Source organism: Prauserella oleivorans (genome assembly GCF_042685745.1).
Taxonomy (GTDB): domain Bacteria; phylum Actinomycetota; class Actinomycetes; order Mycobacteriales; family Pseudonocardiaceae; genus Prauserella_A; species Prauserella_A oleivorans.
In genome coordinates this window covers 1,996,724-2,019,596 of the sequence record NZ_JBHUNT010000001.1, presented here as the reverse complement: position 1 = coordinate 2,019,596, position 22,873 = coordinate 1,996,724, and the positions used below count along the sequence as shown (strand labels likewise).

Genomic DNA, 22,873 nt, shown 5'->3' with positions numbered 1-22,873 from the left:
ACGGCCGTTCGGCGCGCCTCCACGACATGATCAACTCTCCGCGGTACAGTCAGCCGGTGCCTCAGCCAACCGACACCCTGTTCGACGTCAAAGCCTCGGACGACACGGTGCCCATCAGCGCGAGTCAGGTGCACCGCGAGGTGGGGACCAGCATCGAGCTGTTCGCCGGCGGCGGCGGCCTCGCTCAGGGAATGCATCGCGCCGGATTTCGTCATCTGCTGACCAACGAGGTCGCCAAGCGCGCTTGCGAGACGCTTCGGCTCAACGGGGCTAAGGACTGGAAGGCGGGAGACCCGGTTCCGGAGGCACTGAACTCGCCGTGGCCGCTGATCGAGAAGGACATCCGCGCGGCCATCAAGGAGGACGTATTCAAGGGACTTGTCGAGAAGGTCGACGTCGTGGCCGGCGGCCCGCCCTGCCAGCCCTTCAGTCTGGGTGGTGTCGCGAAGGGCCACGAGGACGAGCGGAACATGTTTCCGGAGCTGTTCGCGGTCGTCCGGGAAACCCGCCCCAAGGCGGTCCTGTGTGAAAACGTTCGCGGATTGCTGAGGCCGTCGTTCGCGCCCTACTTCGAGTACATCCTCAACGAACTACGCGCCCCCTTTGAGGAGCGCAAAGAGGACGAGCCCTGGTTCAAACACGACGCGCGTCTCCGTCGGGCGCTCAAGAAGGACGGTAGCGACCTGTCGCAACGTTATGAGGTCCTACCGATACCTGTAAACGCCGCCGACTACGGCGTACCGCAAATCAGGCAACGGGTCATCATCGTCGCCTTCCGCAAGGATCTCGCCGTGGACTGGAAGGAGCCTAGAAGGCAGTACAGCGAGGCGGCACTGCTCCTTAGTCAGCTCGATGGCAGCTATTGGGCGGAACGGGGATTAGCGCCGAACGAAGAACTCATCGAGCGTGCTCGTCGACGAGAAGTTGCCGACGACGGGAAACAGCCGTGGGTCACGTTGCGCGACGCTATCGGCGACCTGCCGAAGCCAATCGTGGGCAAGGAGCGAAAGGGCTATCACCACCACATCGGATGGCCTGGCGCGCGGATCTATAAAGGCCACACCCCGAACCTCCTCGATCGTCCAGCCAAAACGGTCAAGGCTGGCGTGCATGGCGTGCCCGGTGGTGAGACCGTCCTCCTGGAGGACAACGGCTCCCACCGCTACATGACCGTCCGCGAAGCCGCAAGGGTGATGACCTTCCCCGACACGTGGCGATTCGCCGGGCCGCGCGGCGAACAGATGCGCCAGTTGGGCAATGCCGTCCCGGTCGACCTCGGAACGGTCTTCGCCAAGGCGATCGCGCGAGCCCTACGGCCCGATCTCGACATCGATTGGGCGGAGTGATGGCACATCCGCTCTGGCGGCATGAGATTCCGGATGAGCGAGCGTGGAAGCCGGACAGTTCACAAGGGCCACGCTCGGCCCGGGACGTGGCATTGGAACAAGACCGTGCGGCTGGTGGGCGCGACGCCCGGTTAGTCATTCTACCGGATGGTCGAGAGGTGCGTGCGTCGATCGAGCTGAAACGTCAGCCGAAAAGACGTCGGATCTATGCAAACCTCCGTTATTCATGCGACGGGAGGACCACAGTCAAGTACGTTGGCGAGGTCACCCGTGACACGCGCGAGGAGAATCTTCGGCAGGCATGGGAGATCGTACGCGCCAGAGAGATCATCGGCTCTTGTGCCGAGGGCTCACGCGCCGGGCGATGACCAACTCCTGAATTCGATCCGCAACGCTTCTCGGGTCCTCGTGCTCCCAGAACCTTAGAACCAGCCACCCCGCCGCGCTCAGGGTCTCGTTCGTCTCCTGGTCACGCTTGAGATTGGAGGCGATCTTTTCCCGCCAGAAGACCGAGTTCTTCGTCGAAGGTCGATGGTGGTCGGGACATCCGTGCCAGTAACACCCGTCGATCATGACGGCCACCATGGCTGGTCGAAACACGATGTCGGCCGTGCGACGAAAGGACTCGATGGGACGCTGATGCACCCGGAACCGCAGGCCCCGCCGATGAAGTTCGGACCGTATGGCGAGTTCCGGCTTGGTGTCGCGACCGCGGACACGACTCATCCGGTTGCTGACCACCGGATCGACCCGTTGGGGCCGTTGTATGTTCATCGCCGTGCCTGACACTCCGTATGGCCTGGGTCGCCCACGCGACGCCGATCAAGTCCGCCAGCTTCAGCCGTGGCCCGTTCAAGCAACCTGGTCCGCGCCATCAGGGTATTAATCCCTCCCTCGCCGCTGGTCCTCTGGCAACGCAACGAAGGCTACGCGTCATCCTGGGCACCCTCGCCGCGAGGCTGCGCCGGGGATGCCACTGCCGATTCGACGGTCACGTGCCGCGCCTCCCAGACAGCGCACGGGTCGGGAAGACTCGATCGGGCACCAGGGAAACCACAGGGTTAGCCGGGGCACCACCATTCCTAGTGGCGACCGTAAGCTTGTGACGTGACGGATCAGTTGACGGTGGCGGTGGGGCGGCGTGCAGCACGGGCGATCTTGATTGACGAGCTCGGCCGGTTGGTGTTGATCAAGCGGACCAAGCCGGGGCAGGCGCCGTACTGGACCGCGCCCGGTGGCGGTGTCGAGGACACCGACGCCTCGGTGGAGGCGGCGCTGTACCGGGAGCTGGCGGAGGAACTGGGCGCGAAGGCCACGGATGCCTCGCAGGTGTTCCTGTTCAGCTCGCCGTCGGACAGTGGCGTCGCTGTGCAGCACTTCTTTGTGGCGCGGCTGGCCGACCTGGACGAGTCCGCCCGGAGCGGCCCGGAGTTCAGCGACCCGTCGCGCGGCGGGTACGACCTGGACCGAGTTGACCTTCGGGGAGAAGATCTCGCGTCGATCGACTTGAAGCCGACCGCGTTGAAGGAGTTCATCCTGGCTAACCGGGAGGCTCTGCTGGTCGAGGCGGGCGCAGCCGCCTGAGCTGCGACTACGTACTCCACCGCAGATACGTCGGGGTGGCGCGGCCGGGCAGCGTGCGCAGCGTGCCGTGATCGGTGCCGAGGGTGTCGCGCAGGGCTGCGATTTCACCTGGCCACTTGGCGTGGGCGAGTTCGTCGAAGGCGAGCACGCTGCCCTTGGTGAGGTACGACCGGACGGCGTCGATGGTGTCGCGGGTGGGCTCGTAGAGGTCGAGGTCGAAGTAGGCCAGGGCGATGACGGTGTGCGGGTTGTCCGTCAGGTAGCGCGGGAGGGTTTCGCGCACGTCGCCCTGGACGATCAGGGTGCGCTGGATGTGGCCGAGGTGTTCGCCCTGCTCGTGTGCGTCGAGCACGTCGCGCAGGTGGTGTGGGTAGCCGTCGGTGAGCGAGAACCGGCCTGCGACGGCGCTGGGGCTCGTGGTGTCGATGTCGGTCACGTCGGGGGAAGCCGGTGAAGGTGTCGAAGCCGATGATCCGGCGGTGCGGGTTGTACGGCTCGTACACGCCGCGCAGCGCGGCGAGGGCGGCGAGGTGGCGTCCGCGGTGCACGCCGAACTCCATGATCACGCCCGGCACGTCGAGGATCATCCGGTAGAGCGCGTCCAGGGAGAGCAGGTGGGTCAGCGGCTGCCTGCGCAGGTAGAGGGCCAGGTTGTCGACCAGTTCCTCGGGTGGGATGGGGGTGTCGGCCAGCAGGTCGGCGAGGCGGGGGCGGACGGTTCGCTCGTGGTCGGATTCGTGCGGCAAGATCCGGTCCTCGGCTTGATCGTTGATCACGTGGTCTCCCTCGGTGGTGCCCACAGCTGGGCGGGGGCAAGGCGGAAGTCGCTGGCGTAGCCGAAGATGTCGGCGGGGTGGCGGTAGCCGTGGTGCAGGGCGGCGACGGCGCCGATGAGCAGCCGGTGCGACACGATCAGCACTGGGCCGTGTTGGGTGGCGAGGTCGCCGGCGATGGTCGCGGCTTCGAGTGCGCGTTCGGCGAACGCCCGGAGGCTTTCGCCTCCGGGCAGGGCGCTGTCCGGGTTGTCGGCGCGCGTTTGCCGCCAGGTGATGTAGTCGGGTGGGTACTGGTTGGGGGCGAGGCCCAGCACGCAGTGCGGGGCGCGCCATTCGGCGAACGCGCTGATCGGTTCGGCAAGTCGGCTGTCCGATACGCGGGCGACGATGGCGGCGGTCTGGCGAGCGCGGCGCAGTGGGCTGGATGTGATGAGTGCCGGTTGCCAGCGATGGTTGTGCAGCTCGCGCGCGGTCAGTTCGGCTTCGACGGTGCCTGCGATGGTGAGTGGGCTGCCGGGGCGGGCGTGAGCGCCGGGGCGGCAGTGCCCGTCGTCGCAGGTGCCGTGGCGCATCCAGAGCGCGGCGGGGGTCATGTCATGCACCAGCCCCCGTCGATGGTGAGGCACTGGCCGGTGATGAACCCCGCGTCGGGGGAGGCGAGGAAGTCGACGGCGGCGGCGATGTCGTCGGGATGTCCACGGCGTTTGACGCACTGTCTGTCGAGTTGCCGGGTGAGCATCGCGTCGTGGTCGGGGACGACGGCGTGTTCGGCGGGTACTTCGATGGAGCCCGCGCGGACGCAGTTGACCGTGATGCCGTGTGGTCCGAGTTCTCGGGCCAGGGCGCGGACGAGTCCTTCCAGGCCGCTCTTGGCCGCGATGTAGGCGGCGAGGTCGACGCGGCCGAGTTGGGTGAGCACCGAGGACACGGTGATGATGCGACCGTGGCCGCGCATTGTGAGGGGCGGCGTGACGAGCTGGGCGCACGCCGCGTGCGTGATCAGGTTGACCTCGATCTGCTCCCGGAAGGTGTCCAGGTCAAGGCTGGTCCAGGGGATGCGCGGATAGGCGCCGGCGTTGGACACGAGGACGTCCAGCCGGTCGGCGGCGTGCTCGACTTCGTGTGCGAGTGTGTCGATCGTCATCGGGTCGGTGAGATCGCCCGTGATCACCGCTGCGACAGCGCCGCGTTGTTCAACGGTGGCCAGCACGTTGTGCAGATCCGAGTCGTCGTGGAGGTGGGTGAGGATGAGGTCGTAACGGTCGGCGAGGCGCGCGGCGATGGCCGCGCCGATACCGGAACCGGCTCCGGTGACGATGGCGACGGGACGGGCCACGATCAGTTGACCTCCGCATCTGATGGTGTGAGGGCGAGGAAGTCCGGCAGGGTGATGTCAGGGTCCAGTGCCTGGGCGAGCAGTGCCAGCGACAGCGCAGCGTCGCGCGGTTCGAGGTCGGCGAGGTGGTAGACGGCCAGCAGCCGCATCACCAGGTACGGGCGCATCCACGCCATCAGGTCTTCGATGCCGAGATGGCGGACGACGGGCCGGATGATCTCGTCGAGGTAGCGGCGCAGGACATGTCGGCGAGCTCGGCTGGGCGTGTGTCGATAGTCGATCACCAGCGATGAGCCGGTGTATTCGACTTGGACAACGGGCTCGGCGAGGCTCGACGGGGTGAGCGCTGAGGGGTGATCGTCGAACGCGGCCCGGTTGTAGTGCGGTGTGAGCCATGCGCCGTGGAGGCGTTGGTAGAGCAGGAAACAGGCGAACTCGCCGGGCAGCGCGTTGAGTCCTCCAGTGTCGGAGTCGAACCACACCGGTCCACCTGCGGGCGACCACCCGATGTTGATGTCGGTGGGATCGCCCTGTGTGATGGCGGCCCAGACCGGGCTGTGGCGGGCGAAGTGGACCCGCAGCCTGGTCATCAGCTCGGCGAAGTCAACGGCGTGCTCGCGGCCGTTGACGACCAGCCGCACGTCTGCCAGATCCTGTGGGCGGACTCTCCGCGTGTCATTGGTGATCGGCCACGGTGCGTTGGGTCTGTAGTACTGGTCGAGGCGGCCATCGGGAGCGGCGCGGTCGCCGTAGAGCTTGCTGATCGTCTCCCCGTTGGTCGTGGGGCGAAGGGTGCTGCCGATGACGTGCTGGTAGTGGCGGAACACCGCGGTCAGGCAGGTGTCGAGGCGCACCATGTCGCCCGTGAGGTCGGCGTGGGTGATCTCGTCGAGCAGCAGGCCGTGATCGGGGCCGAGGTGCGGCCACCGGTCGTAGGCGAGCACAGTCCAGCGGACGACCCGTCGCACGCCACGCAGCCCTGGTACGGGATAGAACTCGCGGATGCGCGCATGTCCTGCGCATTCGGCGTCAGCCTCGTCGTGGTTCGGGTTGGCCTTGACGAACAGCGCATGTCCGGCCCAGTCGACGTGCCAGGTGTGGTTGGCCGTGAAGCGTCGGTGGTTGGCGATCCTCAGCATGAGCAGTCACCACCAACCGGCGAGGTCGCTTGCGAACTCGGCGATAACCTCCGCCGGAAGGTCGGCAAGGCTCGCCGCCCCTGACCACAGCGCGTCGTCCAGGTGGTCGCGCACCGGGCAGCGGTCGGCGAGGGCCAGCATCTGGGAGAACGTGGTGGCGATGGCGTGGTGACGTACGGTCCCGGTGGTCCACTTGGTGTGGGCGTGGCGACCGTAGAGCCCCATGACGTGCGGGCCGGTTCCGTCCGGGCGTTCGGTGAGCGCGGCCAGATGGGTCAGGCCCGTGTCATTACCGATCACGACCTCGGCTGAGGCGAACACGTCCAGGCAGTCCACCGCATCCAGCCCGGCCAGAACCTCCGTGCCCTCGAACGTCGTCGGCTCGGCGTCGCTACTGGTGACGAAGGTGAACGTCCACGGTGCCGGGAAGCGCTGGGCGAGGACAGCCGCGATGCGGGCGAAACCGCTTGCACCGTAGTCCTTCCGGCTTGGCCAACTGGTCGCCGAGACGAACACGACGTGGAACGGTCGTGCCCGCTCCGTCGACATGAACGTCGGAATCGGCGCGCGGTCGGCGGGGAGGCGGACGCCGAGAGCTTGTTCGGCGGCGAGGTAGTACCGCATCGGCAGAGCGGCGTGGACCTCCACGAGTTCGTCGTCCAGAATGTCCAGCCACGCCTGGGGCCGCTCGGGGATCGCGTGGAAGGTGAATCCCTTGCCGTGCCTGGTGCTCACGGTGTGCGGGCCTTCGGTGTGGCTTGTGCTTAACGGCAGCCGGCAGCGTTGCATCAGGCGTGGACGAGGCCCCTCGTAGCGGAGTTCGGCGTCGCGCCCGGTCCCGTCGGCGAGGGCCTGAACGAGTCCGAGTGCAAGCAGAACATCACCGAGGCCCCGGTCGCCGAGGACCACCGACCAGCCGCGTTCGCCGATCATGTCCGCGCCACTGGTGTAGGACGGGAGTTCCCCGGCCGCGCGCCGGAAGGGCAGCGCGCGGGCCAGGGGTGCGTGCTGACGGGGGACGATGACCGGCCCGCCGCGTAGCAGCGTCACCGGCTCGATCGTCCACGGGCTCACAGTCGCGTGAGGGTGCACAGCGGTACTCCTAGCGATTCCAGCAGCGGACGGGCGTTGCCGGCGGTGTCCTCGATCAAGCACGCGATGCCGGTCACCTCCACGGCTGACTCGCGGAGCACCGTGATCAGGTTGGCCAGCGTGTTCCCGGTGGTGATCTCGTCATCGACGATCAGCACGCGGGTTCCCGCGAGGTCGCCGTAGGTGAAGACCTCGGTGCGGCGGGCATGGGGTTCGGTGAAGCGCCGCTTGTCGGGCAGGTCGAGGTCGAGCTTCCAGGCCAGGCGGTACGGCAGGTCGCTGGCCAGTGCGAGGGCGACGGTGGGCAGGATGCCGCCCGCGTCCAGTCCGAGCAGGAGGTCCGGGGCCGTGAACTCCGGGTGGCGCGACCATGCGTCCCACAGCGCGCCACCGGTCCGTAGCAACGTCGCCGGGTGGACCTGGTCGAGGATGCCGTCCAGCTCGTGGACGATCCGGACATCCCGAGTCTGCGGGGGCACGCCGAGACGGCGGATGCGCCGGGCCTGGTAGGCGAGGTCTTCGGGAACGGTGGTCATTCGCTGATCCTCACGATGTGGTCGAGTCGGTCGAGGTAGGTCAACAGTCGGTCCGTCGCGTCGACGAGTTGCTCACGCAGGACCGGATCACTGGGGCGACGGATGAGGTCGGACAGCTCAGGCGGTGCGCATTCAGCGGCGGGGTGAAACTCGCGGAACGCGGTGAGCACGTCATCGGCGTCATGGAGGTCGTGTCCGTCGGCGCGCAGCACGATCTTGGTGAGCAGCACCAGGTGCTTGTGCACGGCGCGCACGTCCGGCTGATCGGCGGCGAGCAGGCGGCGGGTGGTCATCAGCACGAGTCCCAGCTCGCTCCGGCTGGTGCGATCGCCGTGTGCGGCGGCCGGCACCGGCAGCAGATGGCCCGCTCGCCGGTAGAGCACGCCGAACCCCTGGGCGGCGCGGCGCAGCGACTGCACGACGCGCGGTGGTACCCGCAGCGCGTCGATGTCGGCGGTGGTGAAGACGCTGAGGCCGACCTTGATCCCGTCGAGCGCGGGAAGGGTACCCGCAACGTCCCTTAGCCACGCGGCGGGCGCGGTGTCACGAACCACGAGCAGGTCAAGATCGCTCCACCCGTCCAGCCAGCTCGTGGTCCCCGTGCTGCCGGTTGCGAGTACGAGCGCGACCTGCTCGTCGCACACGTGGTCGACTGCCTGGCCCAACCACCCGCTCTGGGTCATCGGCCCACTCGCGTGGAGCGTCACCCTGGGCAGGTCCACGGTCGACGCGATTCGGCTGACGGCGAGCTTGAGCGCGCCCAGCGACCCGGAGTTGTCGATGAGGTGATCGGCGATCTCGGCGATCCGGTCCGCTCCGCGTTCGCGCTTGGTTGCGTCGCGGGCACGCAACCGGGACTCGCTCTCCGCCGCGCGACTCGCCCGGACGGTCGTATCCGCATCGACGTACACGACCTGGCAGCGCTCACCCCAAACCCGCTTCAGGTGCGCGGTCGCCTCGAAACGGTGCGCGCTTTCCAGGCTGACCGTGGGTGCCTTGGTCGTCTCGGCGAACCTCAGGATTTCCTCGGTAAGCCGCTCCGCCTGCTCCCGCTCCGACCAGCGCTCGTACGGGTCGGCGACCCCAGCCCGCATGGCGGCGACTTCCACCAGGTAGCCGATCTTCAACCTGGTCACGCCGTGCTCGTCGCGCAACAGTTCGCCGACCGTGCTTTTGCCGCTCTCGGACATGCCGCCCAGCACCCAGAGCCGGTCCAGCACGTCCTTCGGCAGCCGTTCAACGGTGACACCCGCGTCAGCCAGGTTGCTCCGGAGCGTTCGCTGGACGTCCAGGATCGGGGCGTCGCCGAGGTCGAGTACCGCGTGGTAGTCCCCGCGTTCAACCTGGACGGACACGACCTCCGCGAGCGTGCGCTGATAGGCGGCGTACCGTTCGTTGGCCGGTCTCGGCTCGTGCCGCAGCGCCTCGGCCGCTTCCCGCGCGGGGTCACCGGACCGACGTAACAGCACGTGGACTTCGCGCCGAGGTGCGGCGGCCGGGAGATCGGCCGCGAGGCGGTCCACCAGCCGGAGCGCCTTTGTCGGGGACAGTCCGTCCTTGAGCGCGGCGGTGGCGGCGCAGGTCGCCCGGAGCATGGGTAAGCCGCGGTCTTCCAGGGCCAGCGGTCCGCTCGCGTCGCGGCGGGCGACGTGGCTGCCCAGCATCAGCCCGACGTGCTCGGCCGTGGTGGAGCCGACGAACCACCAGTGGGCGAAGTCGCCGGCAGCGACCTCGCGCCATCGGGAGTCCCAGGCGTCCACAGTGCCTACGAGGTGGGCGTCGGGCACTCCACGCTGGAGCCAGGCGAGTTGCGTGGTCTTGCCGACGTTGTCGACGCCGTTGAGCGACACCGACAGGTGTTGGTGCGTCTCTGCGGTCACGATGCGCTCCGGTAGGTCTTCAGGGGCCGCCATGCCGGGAGCCGTCGGTGGCCGGTGGCGACATCACGAATCAGGTCGTCGTAGGCGTCGGCCAGCTCGGCGAGCTGCCGCAGAGCCAAGCGGGCTCGTTCGCGGGCGCCGCCCGAGTTGATCAGGCTGTTCGCGCGGACCCACGCGATCGCTAGCCGGTCGACAACCGAACCGAGGGTCTCGGTGTGCAGGGAGGCGTCCGCGCGGCTGTGGACCTGGGTCGACACCCACTCGTCGATCCGTTCCACCAGGGCGACCCGTCGGGCGTTGAGGTCGTCGATGAGCCGCTTACTTTCGGCGATGGCGTCGGCGGACGCGCCGGAAGCGCGGCTGACATCCTCGGCCTGCCACTGCTGCTCGTGTTGGGCCGCCAGCTCGTTCGCCGTGTCGAGGACGAGCTGGCCGGGATGGTCTCTGCTGCTGGTGTCGCGGAACGCCTCGATGATCGACGCGGATCGCGGCAGGATCTCCCGCACACGCGCCACGTGCTGTGTGGCCTGTTCACTGCGGTCAGCCATGATCGGTACCTCCCCTTCGGTCGATGTGGGCATGGGGCGCCTGCGCCGAGGGCGGTCGGGGCATCCTCGGCGCAGGCGCGGCTTACTCATGCGAGGCTGGGTCGTGCGCCGCCGGTTCGACGGGTCAGCGACGCGATGAGCACTCGCTGAACCTCGCCCGAGGCGGGCAGCGCCCAGCCGACGGTGGACGGGGACACCTGCCAGCGATACGGCAAGCCGCCACGCGCCGTTGGAGGGATGGGCAACCACGCCCCGCTCGCGTGCAACTGCGCATGTCCGTTCGCGGCCAGCTCGGGCCGCAGCGGTTCGTCGTCGCTGCGCACGAAGAACAACCACGAACCGAAGGGCGTGACGGCGACCGGACCACGCCGGGCCGGCGAGAGCTGCGCCTGCGCGCGTTGCCCGTGGGCGGCGGGTACCTCAATCCCGTCGACCCCGGCTCCGCACGCCAGCAGCACGGAGTACGGCCGCCGTGTCCACCACTCCATCGCCACGTCCGGGTTGGTCGTCGTGGCCAGTTGCCAGAGCGGAGCGACCGGTTCCAGCCCTGCCGCGCCGCGCCTGCCCAGCCAGGCCCCGTGTTCGGCAAGTTGGTAGGTTCCCGGCAGCACGGGCCAGCCGTGCTGCGCCAGGTCGACGGCGGCGGCACGCGTGTCGGCCCAGGCCAGTCCCGGAATCCCCGGTACCAGGGGTGCGCTCGTCGGTCGCCGAGCGGCGTCAATACGATCACTCACTGGTAGTCGCCTCCGACTGACGTGGTATAACTGCGTCTACGAGTTCACCAGGCAGCAGGGACGAACACGACCACAGCGAGTGCCCACAGTTGGGCCAGATCGGGGACATTGGGGGGACATTCCTGATCTGCGGGTGTGGCACGCCCTACCGTTGATCCTGTGCCACCCGATGAGCCCCGCGTACCGAACACCGTGCTGATCGCCCTGCGCGAGCGGGGCGGGCTGTCCCAGCAGGACCTGGCTGACGAGTTGACGAACCTCGCCGCCCGGTACGGCAAGCACCCGCAAATCACACGCAAGACCATCGGCCGATGGGAACGCGGCGAAGTCGTGTGGCCACAGCCCTTCTATCGCCGACTGCTCGCCGAGTTCTTCGGTTGCGCGGGCGACGAACTCGGTTTCCGCAGGCCGCGCTCTGTCCGCCCCGAGCAAGACCAGACCGAGCCTCTTCCCGCGCCGCTCACGTTCGCCACCGCGCCCGCGACCGCCGAGCCGCATGTCGAGCGCGACCAGGAGGAGTGGCGCCAGGTCCGGTCGGCCTTGGGCAGGCACCGCCGCGATCTCGCGGTGCTCGCCGAGGCGCTGTACCGCGACCATCGGGTGCCAGGACTGAAGAACACAGGCGTCATCAGCGCGCCCAGCTGGATACCTGCCGAGCCCGTCCCGTTGCACGAGATCGCGCTGACGCTGGACTCCGTGGTCGCCGAGCCCACGATCACCGGAGAAGAACCCGAGAGCGCCCTGGTTCGCCCGCTGGCCACCATCGACGCCCGGTACCGCAGCTACCACGACGCCATCCGCGACCTCGCCGCACCACGCCTGTTCGAGAACCGGCTGTGCTTCCGCCTGCTCGGACTCGACTGGACGCAGCCGGGCATGCACTTCGGGCAGATGTGTTTCTTCGACGCGGTCGACACCAACGAGGCGCTTGCCCACGAATTCGCCGCACACCACCTCGCCATCGACGGCGACCGGGAAACTGTCATGCCGCGTGCCTCCATGCGGCGGCTGACATTCCGCAAGCTGATCGCAGACCCGTTCGACCTCGGCCGCCGACCGCTCATGGGAGCGATCGGCACCCTGACCATCAGGGGCGGCGACAGTCCCAGCGTCGTCCTTCACCAGCGTGACTCCGCCCGCGTCTCAGGCGGTGGCGGGATGGCACACCTGCTGCCCGCGGGCATCTTCCAGCCCTCCTCCGTCATCCCCGCCGCCGTCGCGGCCGACTTCTCGATCTGGCGCAACATCCAGCGCGAGTACGCCGAAGAACTGCTGGGCCATGACGAGTACGACGGCTCCGGTAAGCCGATCCGATACGACAAGCTGGAACCGTTCACCACGATGGACGAGGCACTGCGCGACGGTCACATCCGCCTGTTCTGCCTCGGCGTCACTCTCGACGCGCTCACTCTTGCCGGCGACATCCTCACCGTCGCGGTCATCGCCCCGGACACCTACGACGCGCTGTTCGCCAACGCGGTTGAGACGAACTCGGAGGGCTCCATGCCCGCGCGAGCCTTTCCCTTCGAGGAGAACACCCTGACGTGGCTCCGCGAGTCCAAGCGCCTCTCTCCCGGCGCATCGGCGGCGTTGCACCTTGCCTGGAGCAATCGCAAGGTCCTGCTCGACTGAACGGTTAGTGGGCCAGTCGGTCAGCCACCGTTCGGCCAGTGAGCAGGCCACCTATGGCTGGCCTGCCGACTGGCCGTGCATGGTGCGCTGTTCGCGCAGGTCAGTTGCCCTGTGAGCGGGTCGAGCGGGCCGCCCGACAATCTGGAGATCCAACCGTAGACATCCGGGGCGCGTCATGCGCGATGGCCGCGCACGGCGTTCCGGTGCTCGTTGCGGCCCGCGCGGCGGTGGGCGGACTTGAGAAGTAACGGCCTGGTCTCAGCAGACCGTAGTGGTGTCCAAAATCGGCCCAAAAATCGGCCTTCAGTAGTGCAGGGGTTTCCTGGCACACTGGAAGGGACGGTCGATCATGGTCACCACCCGCCGAAAGCGGCGAGATCACCGATCGCAACGCGCCGGTCACGGCGAGATCACTCCACGGTCACAATCCACCGGTTTTTGGTCACGCTTGGGTCACGGGCCAGGATTTTGGGGCCGAAATCCGGAGTTCAGGGGTGCCGGGGATCTCTCGGCTGCTCCGGCCGGAAGGTGGTGGTGATCATGGTGGACGGTGCTGACCGTGCTGGTGGCCGTGGCGTGGTGGGTGCGGATGGGTTGGCGTCTCGTTCCGCGTCTGGGTCAGCGCGGCCTCGGCGTTCTGAATCCGCCGACCAAAACGCCGAGGCCACTGGTACTCAACCCGCTGGTCAGCGGTGGTATCGGCGGGAGCGGACGGATGGCCGACTGAGGAGTGATCCTCACCCATCCGCACATCGGGGGCGCGCGGGGCGCGGCGGCCGGCGGGCCGGGGAACCCGACGCGGGCCTGTGGTTCCGTCTTGTCGATCGGGATCGACGCCTGCTGGCGTTGCTGGCCGAGCACAAGGTGCTGACCACGAACCAGATCGCCGCGATCGAGTTCCTGTCGGTGCGGCGCGCGCAGGACCGGCTGCGGCACCTGCGGGAGCTCGGCGTGGTGTTCGCGTTCCGCGAGTCCTATCTGCGTGGCGGGACGAGCCAGACGCGCTACGCGCTGGGCTACCTCGGCGCGCGGCTGATCGCGGCGCAGCGCGCGGAGAAACCGCCCGCGCCGAAGGCGTACACCGAGAGCCTGGAACGACTCGCGCTGTGGCCGAAGCTCGATCACCAGCTCGGCGTGAACGACTTCTTCTGTGCCCTGGCCGCCCACCGCAACCCCGCCCGGCTGCGCGAGACGGGCCGCGAGGGTGAGGTGAGCGGCCTGACGCAGTGGTGGTCGGAGAAGCGCTGCACCGAGTTCTTCTGGAAGTACCTGGGCGGTGGCCGGGAGACCCGGCTGCGCCCGGACGGGTATGGCTGCTGGGAAGAGTCGGGACGTGTGGTGCGGTTCTTCCTCGAACACGACACCGGCACCGAGTCCCTGGCGAAGGTCACGGCCAAGCTCGACGACTACGGCGCCTTCCCGACCGACGCCTTCGGCGTTCTGCTGTTCTCGGTGCACTCAGCCCGGCGGGAGATCGCCCTGCGGGCGGCGCTGCGCCGCGTCCTCGCTGGCTCCGACCTTGGTTTCGTGATCGCCACCGCGGTCCGCGACCGCAACGCCTTCGGCCACGTCGATGGCCCGGCAGGGCCGGTCTGGGGCCCGTGGACGCCGCAGGGTGGCGACAATGTGCCGCGCCGGTACAGATTGGCGGAGTTGCCCCAACGTGGCCCGTCCGTCGAACACAGCGCCTCGAACACCGATCAGCCGCTCAACGAGGCCGCATTCGACCGCATGGACCCGGAGATGTTGCGCTGGATCAACACGGCCCAGCCCGAACCGGCCGACCCGGCGGGCTATGCAGTCGACGATGACGACCTCGATGACGTGGCGCTCTACGACGACGCGGACGATGACGACGTGTACCGAGCCCCGGCGCGGCCGGACGCGCTGCGCCCCGGCGGACACGCTGGGCCGCCTGAATCCCTCTGCCCGCAAGGGTTCCCACACGCTTTCGCTTGCCTTGAGGAGGAGGTGACCGACGATGACGTGACCCCGTGCGAACGACACCGACGACGGGCGCGCCTGCCCGCGTGGCTTCGGCCCGTCGTCCCTGCGCAGCAAGGAAATCTGGACCCGTTGTACGTCGAGCTGTCCACCGTGGTCCCATACCTGGCGAGACCACACCGGAACGCCGAGACAGGTCGAGACGAAACACCGAGACCACAAGCGAGACCAGCGAGACACCCAATCTCGCACCAAGTGTCGCGGTCCCGGCGGCGGTCTCGCCGAGTGTCTCGGGTGGACAGTGGGAGGGTTCAGTCAACCGGTGATCGCTGGCCCCGACGGGTGCTACGGCAGTCGGGGACTCGAAGCGGCACAAATGGTTGGAGCAGTTCACGCCCCCAGCCGGTTCTTGAATCGCGCGTAGCGGCGCGGCCATCACCCCACCACGAAACCTCCTGTGTGGAGGGTTCCGGGGTGCTGGTGACCAGAGAGTCGGCGGGTCCTGCTGATTGACGGTTGCCCAGTGACCGCCCGACAGCCGCCCGCGACCTCCCGCCATCGAGCGCGGGCTCGCGGACACCGAGGTGCACCATGCCCCAGCACACACCCGACCACGCCCAACACGACCACGAACAGGACAGCGGCGGCGATGACGCCAGCGTGCTCCCGTTCCGCGCTACACGATCAGCCACACAGGACACCTGGCGCGTGGAGCGGATCGACACCGAACCGATGACCGCCCAGCAATACGACCTCGCCGTCACCACCCTGGCCACGCTCATCACACAGTGGCGTAACAATCAGGAAAACACGAAGGAGGACCACAAAAAAGCCGCATAGCACACGGAATGTCGCTTCCCTCTCCACGCCCGGTGAGGGATAATGGAACCATCGTGACATCGCCTGTGAGCTGCGGTTTTAAGTTCACACTAGCAGTGAGCTAGTAGCCACGTAGTCGCCCTGCAGTAGTCGGAAACGGCTACTACAGGGCACACGGAAATACCGAACCAAGGGGGTCGGAATAATGGCGCGATCCACGACCGCGCAACGCACCAAGAAAGCGGCGATGACCACACTCGGCGACTATGTACGGGTGGGGATCTACGTGCGGCGCTCCACCGACGACGAGCACCAGCCCTACTCGATCGAAGCCCAGGACACCCGCCTGGACGCCTACATCGGCTCGCAGCCCGGCTGGCGGCTCGTGGCGCGGTTCCCCGACGACGCCTCCGGTGCCACCACCGAACGCGACGGGCTGCAACGCGCGCTCGCCGCCGCCCGCGCCGGGCTGATCGACGTGCTGCTCGTCTACCGAGTCGACCGGTTCTCCCGCAACCTGCGCGACATGGTCATGCTGCTCGACGAACTCGACTCCGCCGGTGTCGTGTTCCGGTCGGCGACCGAGCCGTTCGACACCTCCACCCCGATGGGCCGGATGCTGGTGCAGATGCTCGGCATGTTCGCCCAGTTCGAACGCGACACCATCATCGACCGCGTCATCGCCGGGATGGAACGCAAGCACGCCAAGGGAAAGTGGAAGGGCGGCAAACGCCCCTTCGGCTACCAGGTCGACAAGACTACCCACACCCTCATCGTGGACGAGCACGAAGCCGTGATCGTGCGACTGATCTTCGACCTCTACACCAAGGACCGGCTCGGCTCCCGCGCCATCGCCAAAGTGCTCAACGACCGGGGCCACCGCACCAGCTCAGGCGGCAAGTGGTCCGGCTACCAAGTCATCCGCGCCCTGAACAACCGCGTCTATCTGGGGGAACTGACCTTCCGGGAGACCACCGTGACCGACGCCCACGCACCCATCATCGACCTGACACGGTGGGAACAGGCCCAAGCCATCCTCGACGCACGCGGCGAGTCCCACGCCCACCGCGCCGCGTCCGGCTCCGACTACGTGCTCACCGGACGCCTGCGCTGCCCCAAGTGCGCCAAGGCCATGATCGGCACCCGCGCCACCGGACGAAACCGCACCTACCGCTACTACACCTGCTGGAACCTCGCCCGCTACGACGCCAGCAAGTGCGACATGTCGCGGCTCAACGCCGACGCCGTGGACGCGGCCGTGCTCGACGCGCTGGCCAGCTTCTACCGCACCCGGCACGACCTCATCGCCGACGCCATCGCCCACGAACAGAAACAGCACCGCGCGGCGCACGCCGACCGGCACGCCGAACTCGCCACGGTCGAGAACGAGATCACCAAGACCGGTCTCGCCATCGACCGCTACCTGGCCGCGTTCGAGCGCGGCACCATGGACGAAGAACTCGTCGCCGACCGCCTCACCGAACTACGCGCCAAGACCAAACAACTCCGCGTCCGCCGCGACGAACTCACCCTCGCGCTCGACGACGAACCCAGCGCCCCGGAGCCCGCTACCCTGGTAGCGGTGGCTGATCACATCGCCGAGATCATCACCAGCGGCACCCACAACCAGATCAAGGCACTCGTGGAAGCCCTGGTCGCCAAGGTCACCATCACCGGCGCCGACCGGCTCATCCCGGTCTTCCGCATCCCCCAACCCCGCAACAACGACGGGGCCGCATCCGCTCTACCGGCGGAAACGGCCCCGAACGGAGTGGTTCGCACAATGACTAATTCGGTGGAGGTTAGGGGAGCTTACTCGAACATAAAAGACCAGGTCAGGGCCCTGGAAGAGCTAAGAGCGTGTCTCATTTGGTGAGTTTCTTGTGGCAGGTGATGGCGGCGCCCAGGGTGAGGAAGGCGAGGTAGTGGCTGGGTTTGTGTTCGTAGCGGATGGTCAGTCGCCGGTAGCCGGTTAGCCAGGCGATGGACCGTTCGATCACCCAGCGGTGTTGGCCGAGTTTCTCGGCGGATTCGATGTCTTTGCGGGCGATACGTGGGATGATGCGGCGCTGACGCAGCCAGTCGCGCAGGGCGGGGATGTCGTAGGCCTTGTCCGCGTGCAGTTTGGCCGGTTTCCGGCGCCGGGGTCCCCGGCGGGATCGGATTGCCGGCAGCGCGTTGACCAGAGGCTTGAGCGCGTGGCTGTCGTGGGTGTTGGCCGCGGAGATCCCGACCGTCAAGGGCAAGCCGGCCCGATCAGACAGCACGTGGATCTTCGAACCGGGCTTGCCGCGATCGACCGGGCTCGGACCGGTCAGACCGCCCCCTTTTTGGCCCTGACGGATGCTCCGTCCAGGACCGCACGTGACCAGTCGATCATGCCTTGGCCACCCAGTTCGTCCAGCACCGCCTGGTGCACCTGTCTCCATAACCCGGCCTCGGTCCACTCGGTGAACGTCCGATGCGCCGTGGGTACCGACACCCCGAACGACGGCGGCAGGTGCCGCCACGCACACCCGCTGGTCAGCACGAACACGATGGCCGTGAACACCGCCCGTGGATCCCTCCGCGCCCGGCCGCCACCCTGCGGACGCTCCTTCGCCGGTGGGATCAGCGGTTCCACCAACGCCCACAGTTCGTCGGGCACCAACCGTTGCGACAGCGAGTCGATCACAGCGCAAGATCATGACAGCGCAACAACAGAGAACCAAACGAGACACGCTCTAAGTGTGAAGCTTCCCAGCCTCGATACACCCGAGCCGCCAACGATCAAGCGCGACCGCCCGCGCCGCGCGAGGCAACTCGGCTCCGAGCAAGTGGTGCAGCTGATCGCCGACTACCAGTCCGGTGCGACGGTATACGAGTTGGGTGACCGGTTCGGCATCGAACGCCGCACGGTCAGCAACATCCTCCACCGACACGGCGTGCCGATGCGCCGCCGCGGCCTGTCCGAGGACCAGATCGATGAAGCCGTCCAGCTCTATAACCAGGGGTGGTCGCTGGCCCGCATCAGCGCGCGCATGGACGTCGACAAGTGGACCGTGCGTCAACGCCTATTCGAGCGCGGAGTCGAGATACGCGACCCCCAAGGACGGCCCCGGCCTCGGGCAGGTGAAGCCCGATGAGCACCCATCCAGCCACGTCCAGTCCCGGCCCGAACCGATCGCTGCGCCTGCAGTGCGGGTGCACGCTGCTGGTGGCCGTGGGAGCGGCCTACGTCTCTTACCGACACGGCCGCGAGTTCGCCCTGCGTTTCGGCGCTGACGAGACCACCGCCACCCTGTGGCCGCTGATTGTCGACGGCCTGCTGACCATGGCCACCATCGAGCTGTGGCAAGCTGGCCACCGCCACCGCCACCGCCACCGCGCGAGCGGCCAGTGGAAAGCCTGGGGATCGTTCACTCTCGGAATCGGACTATCACTATGCGCCAACATCTCCTCCGCACCCGAACTGAACACCTTCGCCATCGCCGTAGCCGCCTGCCCACCGCTAGCGCTCTTGCTGTCGGTGGAACTCCTCAACCAAGCACTGAAACGACACCGCGCGGAGGCCACGACCGGAGGCGATCACAAGTCCGAGGACGTCGCAACATCGGTTGCACACACCGCGGATTCGGGCGAGCCGAAGCCATTACCGAAGTCGGTGCCGGACGCTGAGAATGCGCCAGCGCTGCGCACGGTTGCGAAAACCATGCCTGGTCACAGAATCAACGCAACTACGGAGACGCTGTCCAGCCAGGATGGTGATCCGCTACGCGCGCAGGCATACCAACTCGACGCAGAGCACTGGAACCTCCACCAGCGTCCGATCTCAGCCGACACGCTCCGCCGACAACTCGGCATCGGCTCACGCCGCGCCCGCGCCTTGACCCGCCACATCCGCCAGCACCAATCACCCGCAGCACTGGCGGCAGTGGACTGAACGCCGGGACCCCGACGCAGACGTCTACTGATACCGTTCACAGCCCCTGGTCCGCGGAGAGCCGAGCACCCCAAGCTAGTGCCCGGCTCTCCGCGACCGTAGCGGTCAGCGGCCGAACAGCTTCCACCACTTCCGCTCGGAACCGCGCCGCCCGGGCTGGCACTGACACCGTCGGGACTCGGGCACGCCGGCCAGCACCTGCTCGACGTGGCGGCCACATCCGGTATAGGTGGCCTTCCCGCAGGTCGAACACACAGCACGCTGACACATCGTGAACCTCCTCTGACTATTACAGCACTATCATATACCCCCGCGGGTATATCTGAGTGTGCTGGTGGGGCACTGCCTCCGCACGTCGCCGGACATCGCCCGTGCACGGCAGGGACAGCGACGGGGCCAGCGCGAACCGGTTGCGCGGCCAGACGTGTCTGACATCGGGCCGCTCGGGCAGGCAACGCTCGGTGCTGGCGACGGCCACATGGCCTCGCTTTCCCGCTCACGACATCACCGGCCTACCTGCGGCCGAGCTCCGGGGTATCCTCAGCCGGACGTTCGGGGCGGCTCCTTGCAGCGCTGATGGGCATGTGGGCCGCCCTTGACGAGCAGGTGCAGCGAGACCGTGGTACTCGGCGCGGCGCAGGCGGCCTGGTGAATGTCTCCCGCCGCGAAGAGATACCCGCCGCCGACGGGGGCGAGTTGTTCGTCGAAGAGGGTCAGCTGATCCGGGCAAGTGCCGCGGTAGCGGCGGTTACTCTCTACCCCCATGACGGTCACCGCCGCGCCCCAGCTGTCGTGGTCATGGGGCGGGGTTTGCTGGCCCGGGGTCATCACCACGGCCGCCAGTGACCACCCTGCCGGGTCGTCGTGCACACAGTGCACCCCGTACGAACCGTCTTGATCCGCCTCGCGTAGAAAGGCAGGCATATCTGTGTGCGCTGCGGTGTCGACCGCGAAGTCGGCGAGCAAGCGCAGTACCCTGCGTCGTGCGGTCATGTCCGCCTCGACCGTGGCCAGCGGGCCCGCCGCGGCCACCAGCCGCGCCAGGCGTGCCTTGAAACAGTGTGACTCGCTCACCTGCGGTGGCGACGTCGAATCGGGCATCCGGTCCTCACCTCCCGCGGGATGCCGTCACATGCGCACTGGAGCTTTCCTGACGCGCGCCCGCGTCACGCGAGTCGCAGGAACAGTTTCTCCAGTTGGGCGACATCCGCGCGTGCCTCGGCGGACGCCGTGTCGTCGCCGTTGCCGGCGAGCACGCACTGCCGCATCCCGGTCGCGATGATCTTGAATCCGGCTCGATCGAGCGCGCGTGAGGCGGCGGCGAGCTGCGTGATCACCTCCTGGCACTCACGGCCGTCTTCGATCATCTGGATGACCCCGCCGACCTGCCCCTGAATGCGCCGTAGCCGCACCAGCACGTCGGCGAGGATTTGCTTGTCCATCTCCACGCTGCTACCCCACCTTCTGTGATACCCCCTAGGGTACCATTTCATGTGCGGTGCTCCGGCTGCCCGCTTCGCGAGCGAATGCGGGCCGACGTCACGGCAGCCGCCGCCGCGGTGCCCGGGGTCAGCGGCGTCGAGGTCACCTTCACGACGCTGTCCGAGCGGGAGCGCCTGGCACTCGCGCAGCAGCTGCGCAGCCCACGCGGCATGTCGCTCGGCGCGGACACCCGCGTCTACGCCGTCGCCAGCGGCAAAGGGGGCGTGGGCAAGTCATCCGTCGCGGCCAACCTCGCGGTGACGCTCGCCCGCTCGGGCAGCAGCGTCGGGCTGCTGGACGCGGACGTATGGGGCCACTCGGTGCCGCGGCTGTTCGGCGTGCGGCGCAACCCGGTCGCACTCAAGGGGCTGATGCTGCCGGTCGAGGCCCACGGCGTGCGGCTGATGTCGGTCGGCTTCCTCGTCAGCGAGGGCGAACCGGTCATCTGGCGCGGGCCCATGCTGCACAAGGCGCTGGAGCAGTTCCTCACCGACGTCCACTGGGTGAGCTCGACGTGCTGCTGCTGGACCTCCCGCCCGGCACCGGGGACGTCACGCTGTCCCTGCTGGAGCTGGTGCCGCAGGCCGCCCTGCTTGCCGTGACCACGCCGCAGCCTTCCGCGCAGACCGTCGCCTCGCGCGCCGGCCGCATGGCCAGGGACATGCGCATGCCGATCGCCGGGGTGGTGGAGAACATGAGCGCGCTGGCCTGCGCGGGCTGCGGCGAGCGGACCGCGCTCTTCGGGGCGGGTGGCGGGCGGCTGCTCGCCGACGAGCTCGGCACCGAGCTACTGGGCCGGTCCCGCTCGACACCGCGCTGCGCGAGGCGGGTGACGCCGGCGTTCCCGTGGTGGTGCGCGATCGCGGCGCCGCCTCCACCGTCGCCCTGACGGAGGTCGCGCACCGCCTGCCCGTGATGCGGCGAAGCCTGGCCGGGCTCCCACTGCCGCTGACGGTCGTGGGCTGAGCGGGGACGTCGTGCGCCTGGCGCGTACCGGTCGCGTCGGGCGGATACGACCGGCAAAGACCATGCTGTACGACGCGGTCGCCGGGGGTGAGCGTGGCGATGGTCGGCGTCCCGCAGTCGCTCGCCTACGCCGAGCTCGTCGGGATGCCGCCGATCGCCGGACCGTACGCAGGCGCGCTGCCACCGATGGTGGCGGCCATCTTCGCCTCGTCGCCGTACCTGCAGACCGGGCCGGTCGCGATCACCGCCCTGCTGACATACGCGACGCTCAGCACCATGGCCACCCCGGGCAGCCTGGACTACGTCGGGCTCGGCCTGGCGCTGGCTCTCGTGATCGGCGCGGTGCGGCTGCTGCTCGGCGTGCTGCGGGCAGGATGGCTGGCCTACCTGATGTCCGAGCCGATGCTGCTGGGCTTCGTGCCCGCGGGCCGCGATACTCAGCATCGCGGTCTCCGCGCTGGGGTTCTACCCGGCAGCGGTGGTCGGCGACATCCCGGGCGGCTTCCTGCCGTTCACGCTCGACGAACTACCGTGGGGCCGGCTCCCCGAGCTGCTACTGCCGGGCGCCGTGATCGCGCTCATCGGGTTCACCGAGGCCGCATCCATCGCGCGCCGCTTCGCCTCCGAGGAGCGGCGACGCTGAAGCGCCGATCCGGAGCTCGTCAGCCAGGGTGTGCCCAACCGCGCGGCGGCGGCTGTCGGTGGCATGCCGTGCGGCGGATCGTTCTCGCGCAGCTCGATGGACCGGATGTCCGGGCCACGAACCAGATGGTCGGGTGCGTTCGCCGGGCTGGCCGTGCTGGCGTTCCTGCCGTTCGCCGCGGTCCTCCGGCCGCTTCCGCTTGCGGTGCTCGGAACGATCGTCATCATCGCCGTCGTCGGGCTCCTGCGGTTTCACCCCCTGTTCCGGCTGTGGCGGCTCTCGCTGCCGCAGGCGGTGATCGCGTGGAGCACGTTCTTCGCGACGGTGCTGCTCGCCCCCCGTCCCCCCGGCTCGACGTTGCGGTGCTGACCGGCATCGGACTCTCGGTCGCCGTCTTCCTGTGGCGATCGCTGCAACTGGACATCGACGTGGACGCCGAGGACGACCTGCTGACGTTCACCCCGCGCGGCGTGCTGTGGTTCGGTAGGGCGCAG

General features: G+C 68.1%; 22 protein-coding genes and 3 pseudogenes. 12 read left to right on the top strand and 13 right to left on the bottom strand.

Features of this window, described 5'->3' with window-relative positions:
• Positions 1-56: 56 nt before the first annotated feature.
• Positions 57-1,346, top strand: coding sequence for a DNA cytosine methyltransferase (locus ACFSZT_RS10065; RefSeq protein ID WP_377389156.1), 1,290 nt, complete (start codon positions 57-59; stop codon positions 1,344-1,346).
• Positions 1,347-1,673: 327 nt separating this feature from the next.
• On the opposite strand, the gene ACFSZT_RS10060 is transcribed toward ACFSZT_RS10065, so the two are convergent.
• Entirely contained in the window at positions 1,674-2,072 is a 399-nt protein-coding gene (locus ACFSZT_RS10060; protein ID WP_377478390.1) for a very short patch repair endonuclease, read from the bottom strand.
• Between the two features lie 381 nt (positions 2,073-2,453).
• Between ACFSZT_RS10060 and ACFSZT_RS10055 the strand changes: the two genes are divergently transcribed.
• Positions 2,454-2,930, top strand: a complete 477-nt coding sequence (locus ACFSZT_RS10055; protein WP_377389162.1) for an NUDIX domain-containing protein — start codon at positions 2,454-2,456, stop codon at positions 2,928-2,930.
• Between the two features lie 7 nt (positions 2,931-2,937).
• Here ACFSZT_RS10055 and ACFSZT_RS10050 read toward each other — a convergent pair whose 3' ends face one another.
• Positions 2,938-3,366: a hypothetical protein gene (locus ACFSZT_RS10050; protein WP_377389165.1), complete on the bottom strand. Its 429-nt coding sequence runs from the start codon at positions 3,364-3,366 to the stop codon at positions 2,938-2,940.
• Between ACFSZT_RS10050 and ACFSZT_RS10045 the strand changes: the two genes are divergently transcribed.
• Positions 3,356-3,766 carry a hypothetical protein gene (locus ACFSZT_RS10045; protein ID WP_377389167.1) on the top strand — a complete coding sequence of 137 codons (411 nt, stop codon included), beginning with the start codon at positions 3,356-3,358 and terminating at the stop codon, positions 3,764-3,766. The genes ACFSZT_RS10050 and ACFSZT_RS10045 overlap by 11 nt on opposite strands.
• Here the strand turns inward: ACFSZT_RS10045 and ACFSZT_RS10040 are convergent.
• The 8 genes from ACFSZT_RS10040 to ACFSZT_RS10005 form a co-directional block, all read right to left on the bottom strand.
• Positions 3,703-4,299 carry a histidine phosphatase family protein gene (locus tag ACFSZT_RS10040; RefSeq protein WP_377389169.1) on the bottom strand — a complete coding sequence of 199 codons (597 nt, stop codon included), beginning with the start codon at positions 4,297-4,299 and terminating at the stop codon, positions 3,703-3,705. The genes ACFSZT_RS10045 and ACFSZT_RS10040 overlap by 64 nt on opposite strands.
• A complete protein-coding gene (locus ACFSZT_RS10035) occupies positions 4,296-5,042 on the bottom strand; it encodes an SDR family NAD(P)-dependent oxidoreductase (protein ID WP_377389171.1) in 747 nt (248 codons plus the stop codon). Before ACFSZT_RS10035 ends, ACFSZT_RS10040 begins: the two co-directional genes overlap by 4 nt.
• Positions 5,043-5,044: 2 nt before the next feature.
• On the bottom strand, positions 5,045-6,181 hold the full coding sequence (locus ACFSZT_RS10030; protein WP_377389174.1) for a hypothetical protein: 1,137 nt from the start codon (positions 6,179-6,181) through the stop codon (positions 5,045-5,047).
• Between the two features lie 6 nt (positions 6,182-6,187).
• The gene (locus ACFSZT_RS10025) at positions 6,188-7,231 is read right to left on the bottom strand and encodes a glycosyltransferase family 9 protein (protein WP_377389176.1); all 1,044 of its coding nucleotides are present in this window, start codon (positions 7,229-7,231) and stop codon (positions 6,188-6,190) included.
• A 20-nt stretch (positions 7,232-7,251) separates the two neighbouring features.
• Positions 7,252-7,809 carry a phosphoribosyltransferase gene (locus tag ACFSZT_RS10020; protein ID WP_377389179.1) on the bottom strand — a complete coding sequence of 186 codons (558 nt, stop codon included), beginning with the start codon at positions 7,807-7,809 and terminating at the stop codon, positions 7,252-7,254.
• Positions 7,806-9,689, bottom strand: a complete 1,884-nt coding sequence (locus tag ACFSZT_RS10015) for a hypothetical protein (protein ID WP_377389181.1) — start codon at positions 9,687-9,689, stop codon at positions 7,806-7,808. Before ACFSZT_RS10015 ends, ACFSZT_RS10020 begins: the two co-directional genes overlap by 4 nt.
• The gene (locus ACFSZT_RS10010; RefSeq protein WP_377389184.1) at positions 9,686-10,237 is read right to left on the bottom strand and encodes a DUF4254 domain-containing protein; all 552 of its coding nucleotides are present in this window, start codon (positions 10,235-10,237) and stop codon (positions 9,686-9,688) included. The genes ACFSZT_RS10015 and ACFSZT_RS10010 overlap by 4 nt, the downstream gene beginning before the upstream one ends.
• 86 nt (positions 10,238-10,323) lie before the next feature.
• Positions 10,324-10,971, bottom strand: a complete 648-nt coding sequence (locus tag ACFSZT_RS10005) for a bifunctional DNA primase/polymerase (RefSeq protein ID WP_377389187.1) — start codon at positions 10,969-10,971, stop codon at positions 10,324-10,326.
• A gap of 159 nt (positions 10,972-11,130) precedes the next feature.
• Here ACFSZT_RS10005 and ACFSZT_RS10000 point away from each other — a divergent pair, with 159 nt between their 5' ends.
• The 4 genes from ACFSZT_RS10000 to ACFSZT_RS09985 all read left to right on the top strand — a co-directional run bounded on the left by ACFSZT_RS10000 (position 11,131) and on the right by ACFSZT_RS09985 (position 17,242).
• Positions 11,131-12,603, top strand: a complete 1,473-nt coding sequence (locus ACFSZT_RS10000; RefSeq protein WP_377389190.1) for a helix-turn-helix transcriptional regulator — start codon at positions 11,131-11,133, stop codon at positions 12,601-12,603.
• Positions 12,604-13,143: 540 nt separating this feature from the next.
• Positions 13,144-15,060, top strand: coding sequence for a replication-relaxation family protein (locus ACFSZT_RS09995; RefSeq protein ID WP_377389204.1), 1,917 nt, complete (start codon positions 13,144-13,146; stop codon positions 15,058-15,060).
• 78 nt (positions 15,061-15,138) lie between these two features.
• Complete coding sequence (locus tag ACFSZT_RS09990; RefSeq protein ID WP_377389193.1) at positions 15,139-15,387, top strand: hypothetical protein; 249 nt, start codon at positions 15,139-15,141, stop codon at positions 15,385-15,387.
• Between the two features lie 226 nt (positions 15,388-15,613).
• Positions 15,614-17,242 (top strand): recombinase family protein, encoded by a 1,629-nt coding sequence (locus ACFSZT_RS09985; protein WP_377389195.1) that lies wholly within the window; start codon positions 15,614-15,616, stop codon positions 17,240-17,242.
• On the opposite strand, the gene ACFSZT_RS09980 is transcribed toward ACFSZT_RS09985, so the two are convergent.
• A protein-coding gene (locus tag ACFSZT_RS09980) for an IS5 family transposase (RefSeq protein WP_377478383.1) occupies positions 17,232-18,028 on the bottom strand; the annotation gives its coding sequence in 2 pieces (ribosomal slippage) (positions 17,232-17,698 and positions 17,698-18,028; 798 coding nt in all). The genes ACFSZT_RS09985 and ACFSZT_RS09980 overlap by 11 nt on opposite strands.
• Before the next feature lie 67 nt (positions 18,029-18,095).
• Between ACFSZT_RS09980 and ACFSZT_RS09975 the strand changes: the two genes are divergently transcribed.
• Positions 18,096-18,491, top strand: coding sequence for a helix-turn-helix domain containing protein (locus tag ACFSZT_RS09975; RefSeq protein ID WP_377392663.1), 396 nt, complete (start codon positions 18,096-18,098; stop codon positions 18,489-18,491).
• On the top strand, positions 18,488-19,288 hold the full coding sequence (locus ACFSZT_RS09970; RefSeq protein WP_110341154.1) for a DUF2637 domain-containing protein: 801 nt from the start codon (positions 18,488-18,490) through the stop codon (positions 19,286-19,288). The genes ACFSZT_RS09975 and ACFSZT_RS09970 overlap by 4 nt, the downstream gene beginning before the upstream one ends.
• A 540-nt stretch (positions 19,289-19,828) precedes the next feature.
• Here the strand turns inward: ACFSZT_RS09970 and ACFSZT_RS09965 are convergent.
• A complete protein-coding gene (locus ACFSZT_RS09965; protein ID WP_110341156.1) occupies positions 19,829-20,389 on the bottom strand; it encodes a cysteine dioxygenase in 561 nt (186 codons plus the stop codon).
• A 65-nt stretch (positions 20,390-20,454) separates the two neighbouring features.
• Complete coding sequence (locus tag ACFSZT_RS09960; RefSeq protein WP_110341158.1) at positions 20,455-20,736, bottom strand: metal-sensitive transcriptional regulator; 282 nt, start codon at positions 20,734-20,736, stop codon at positions 20,455-20,457.
• 78 nt (positions 20,737-20,814) lie between these two features.
• Between ACFSZT_RS09960 and ACFSZT_RS09955 the strand changes: the two are divergent.
• The 3 pseudogenes from ACFSZT_RS09955 to ACFSZT_RS09945 all read left to right on the top strand — a co-directional run bounded on the left by ACFSZT_RS09955 (position 20,815) and on the right by ACFSZT_RS09945 (position 22,748).
• Positions 20,815-21,659, top strand: a pseudogene (locus ACFSZT_RS09955) (P-loop NTPase).
• Between the two features lie 176 nt (positions 21,660-21,835).
• Positions 21,836-22,096 (top strand): annotated as a pseudogene (locus tag ACFSZT_RS09950) (SulP family inorganic anion transporter); the annotation flags it as partial.
• A 73-nt stretch (positions 22,097-22,169) separates the two neighbouring features.
• Positions 22,170-22,748 (top strand): annotated as a pseudogene (locus ACFSZT_RS09945) (SulP family inorganic anion transporter).
• Positions 22,749-22,873: the final 125 nt, after the last annotated feature.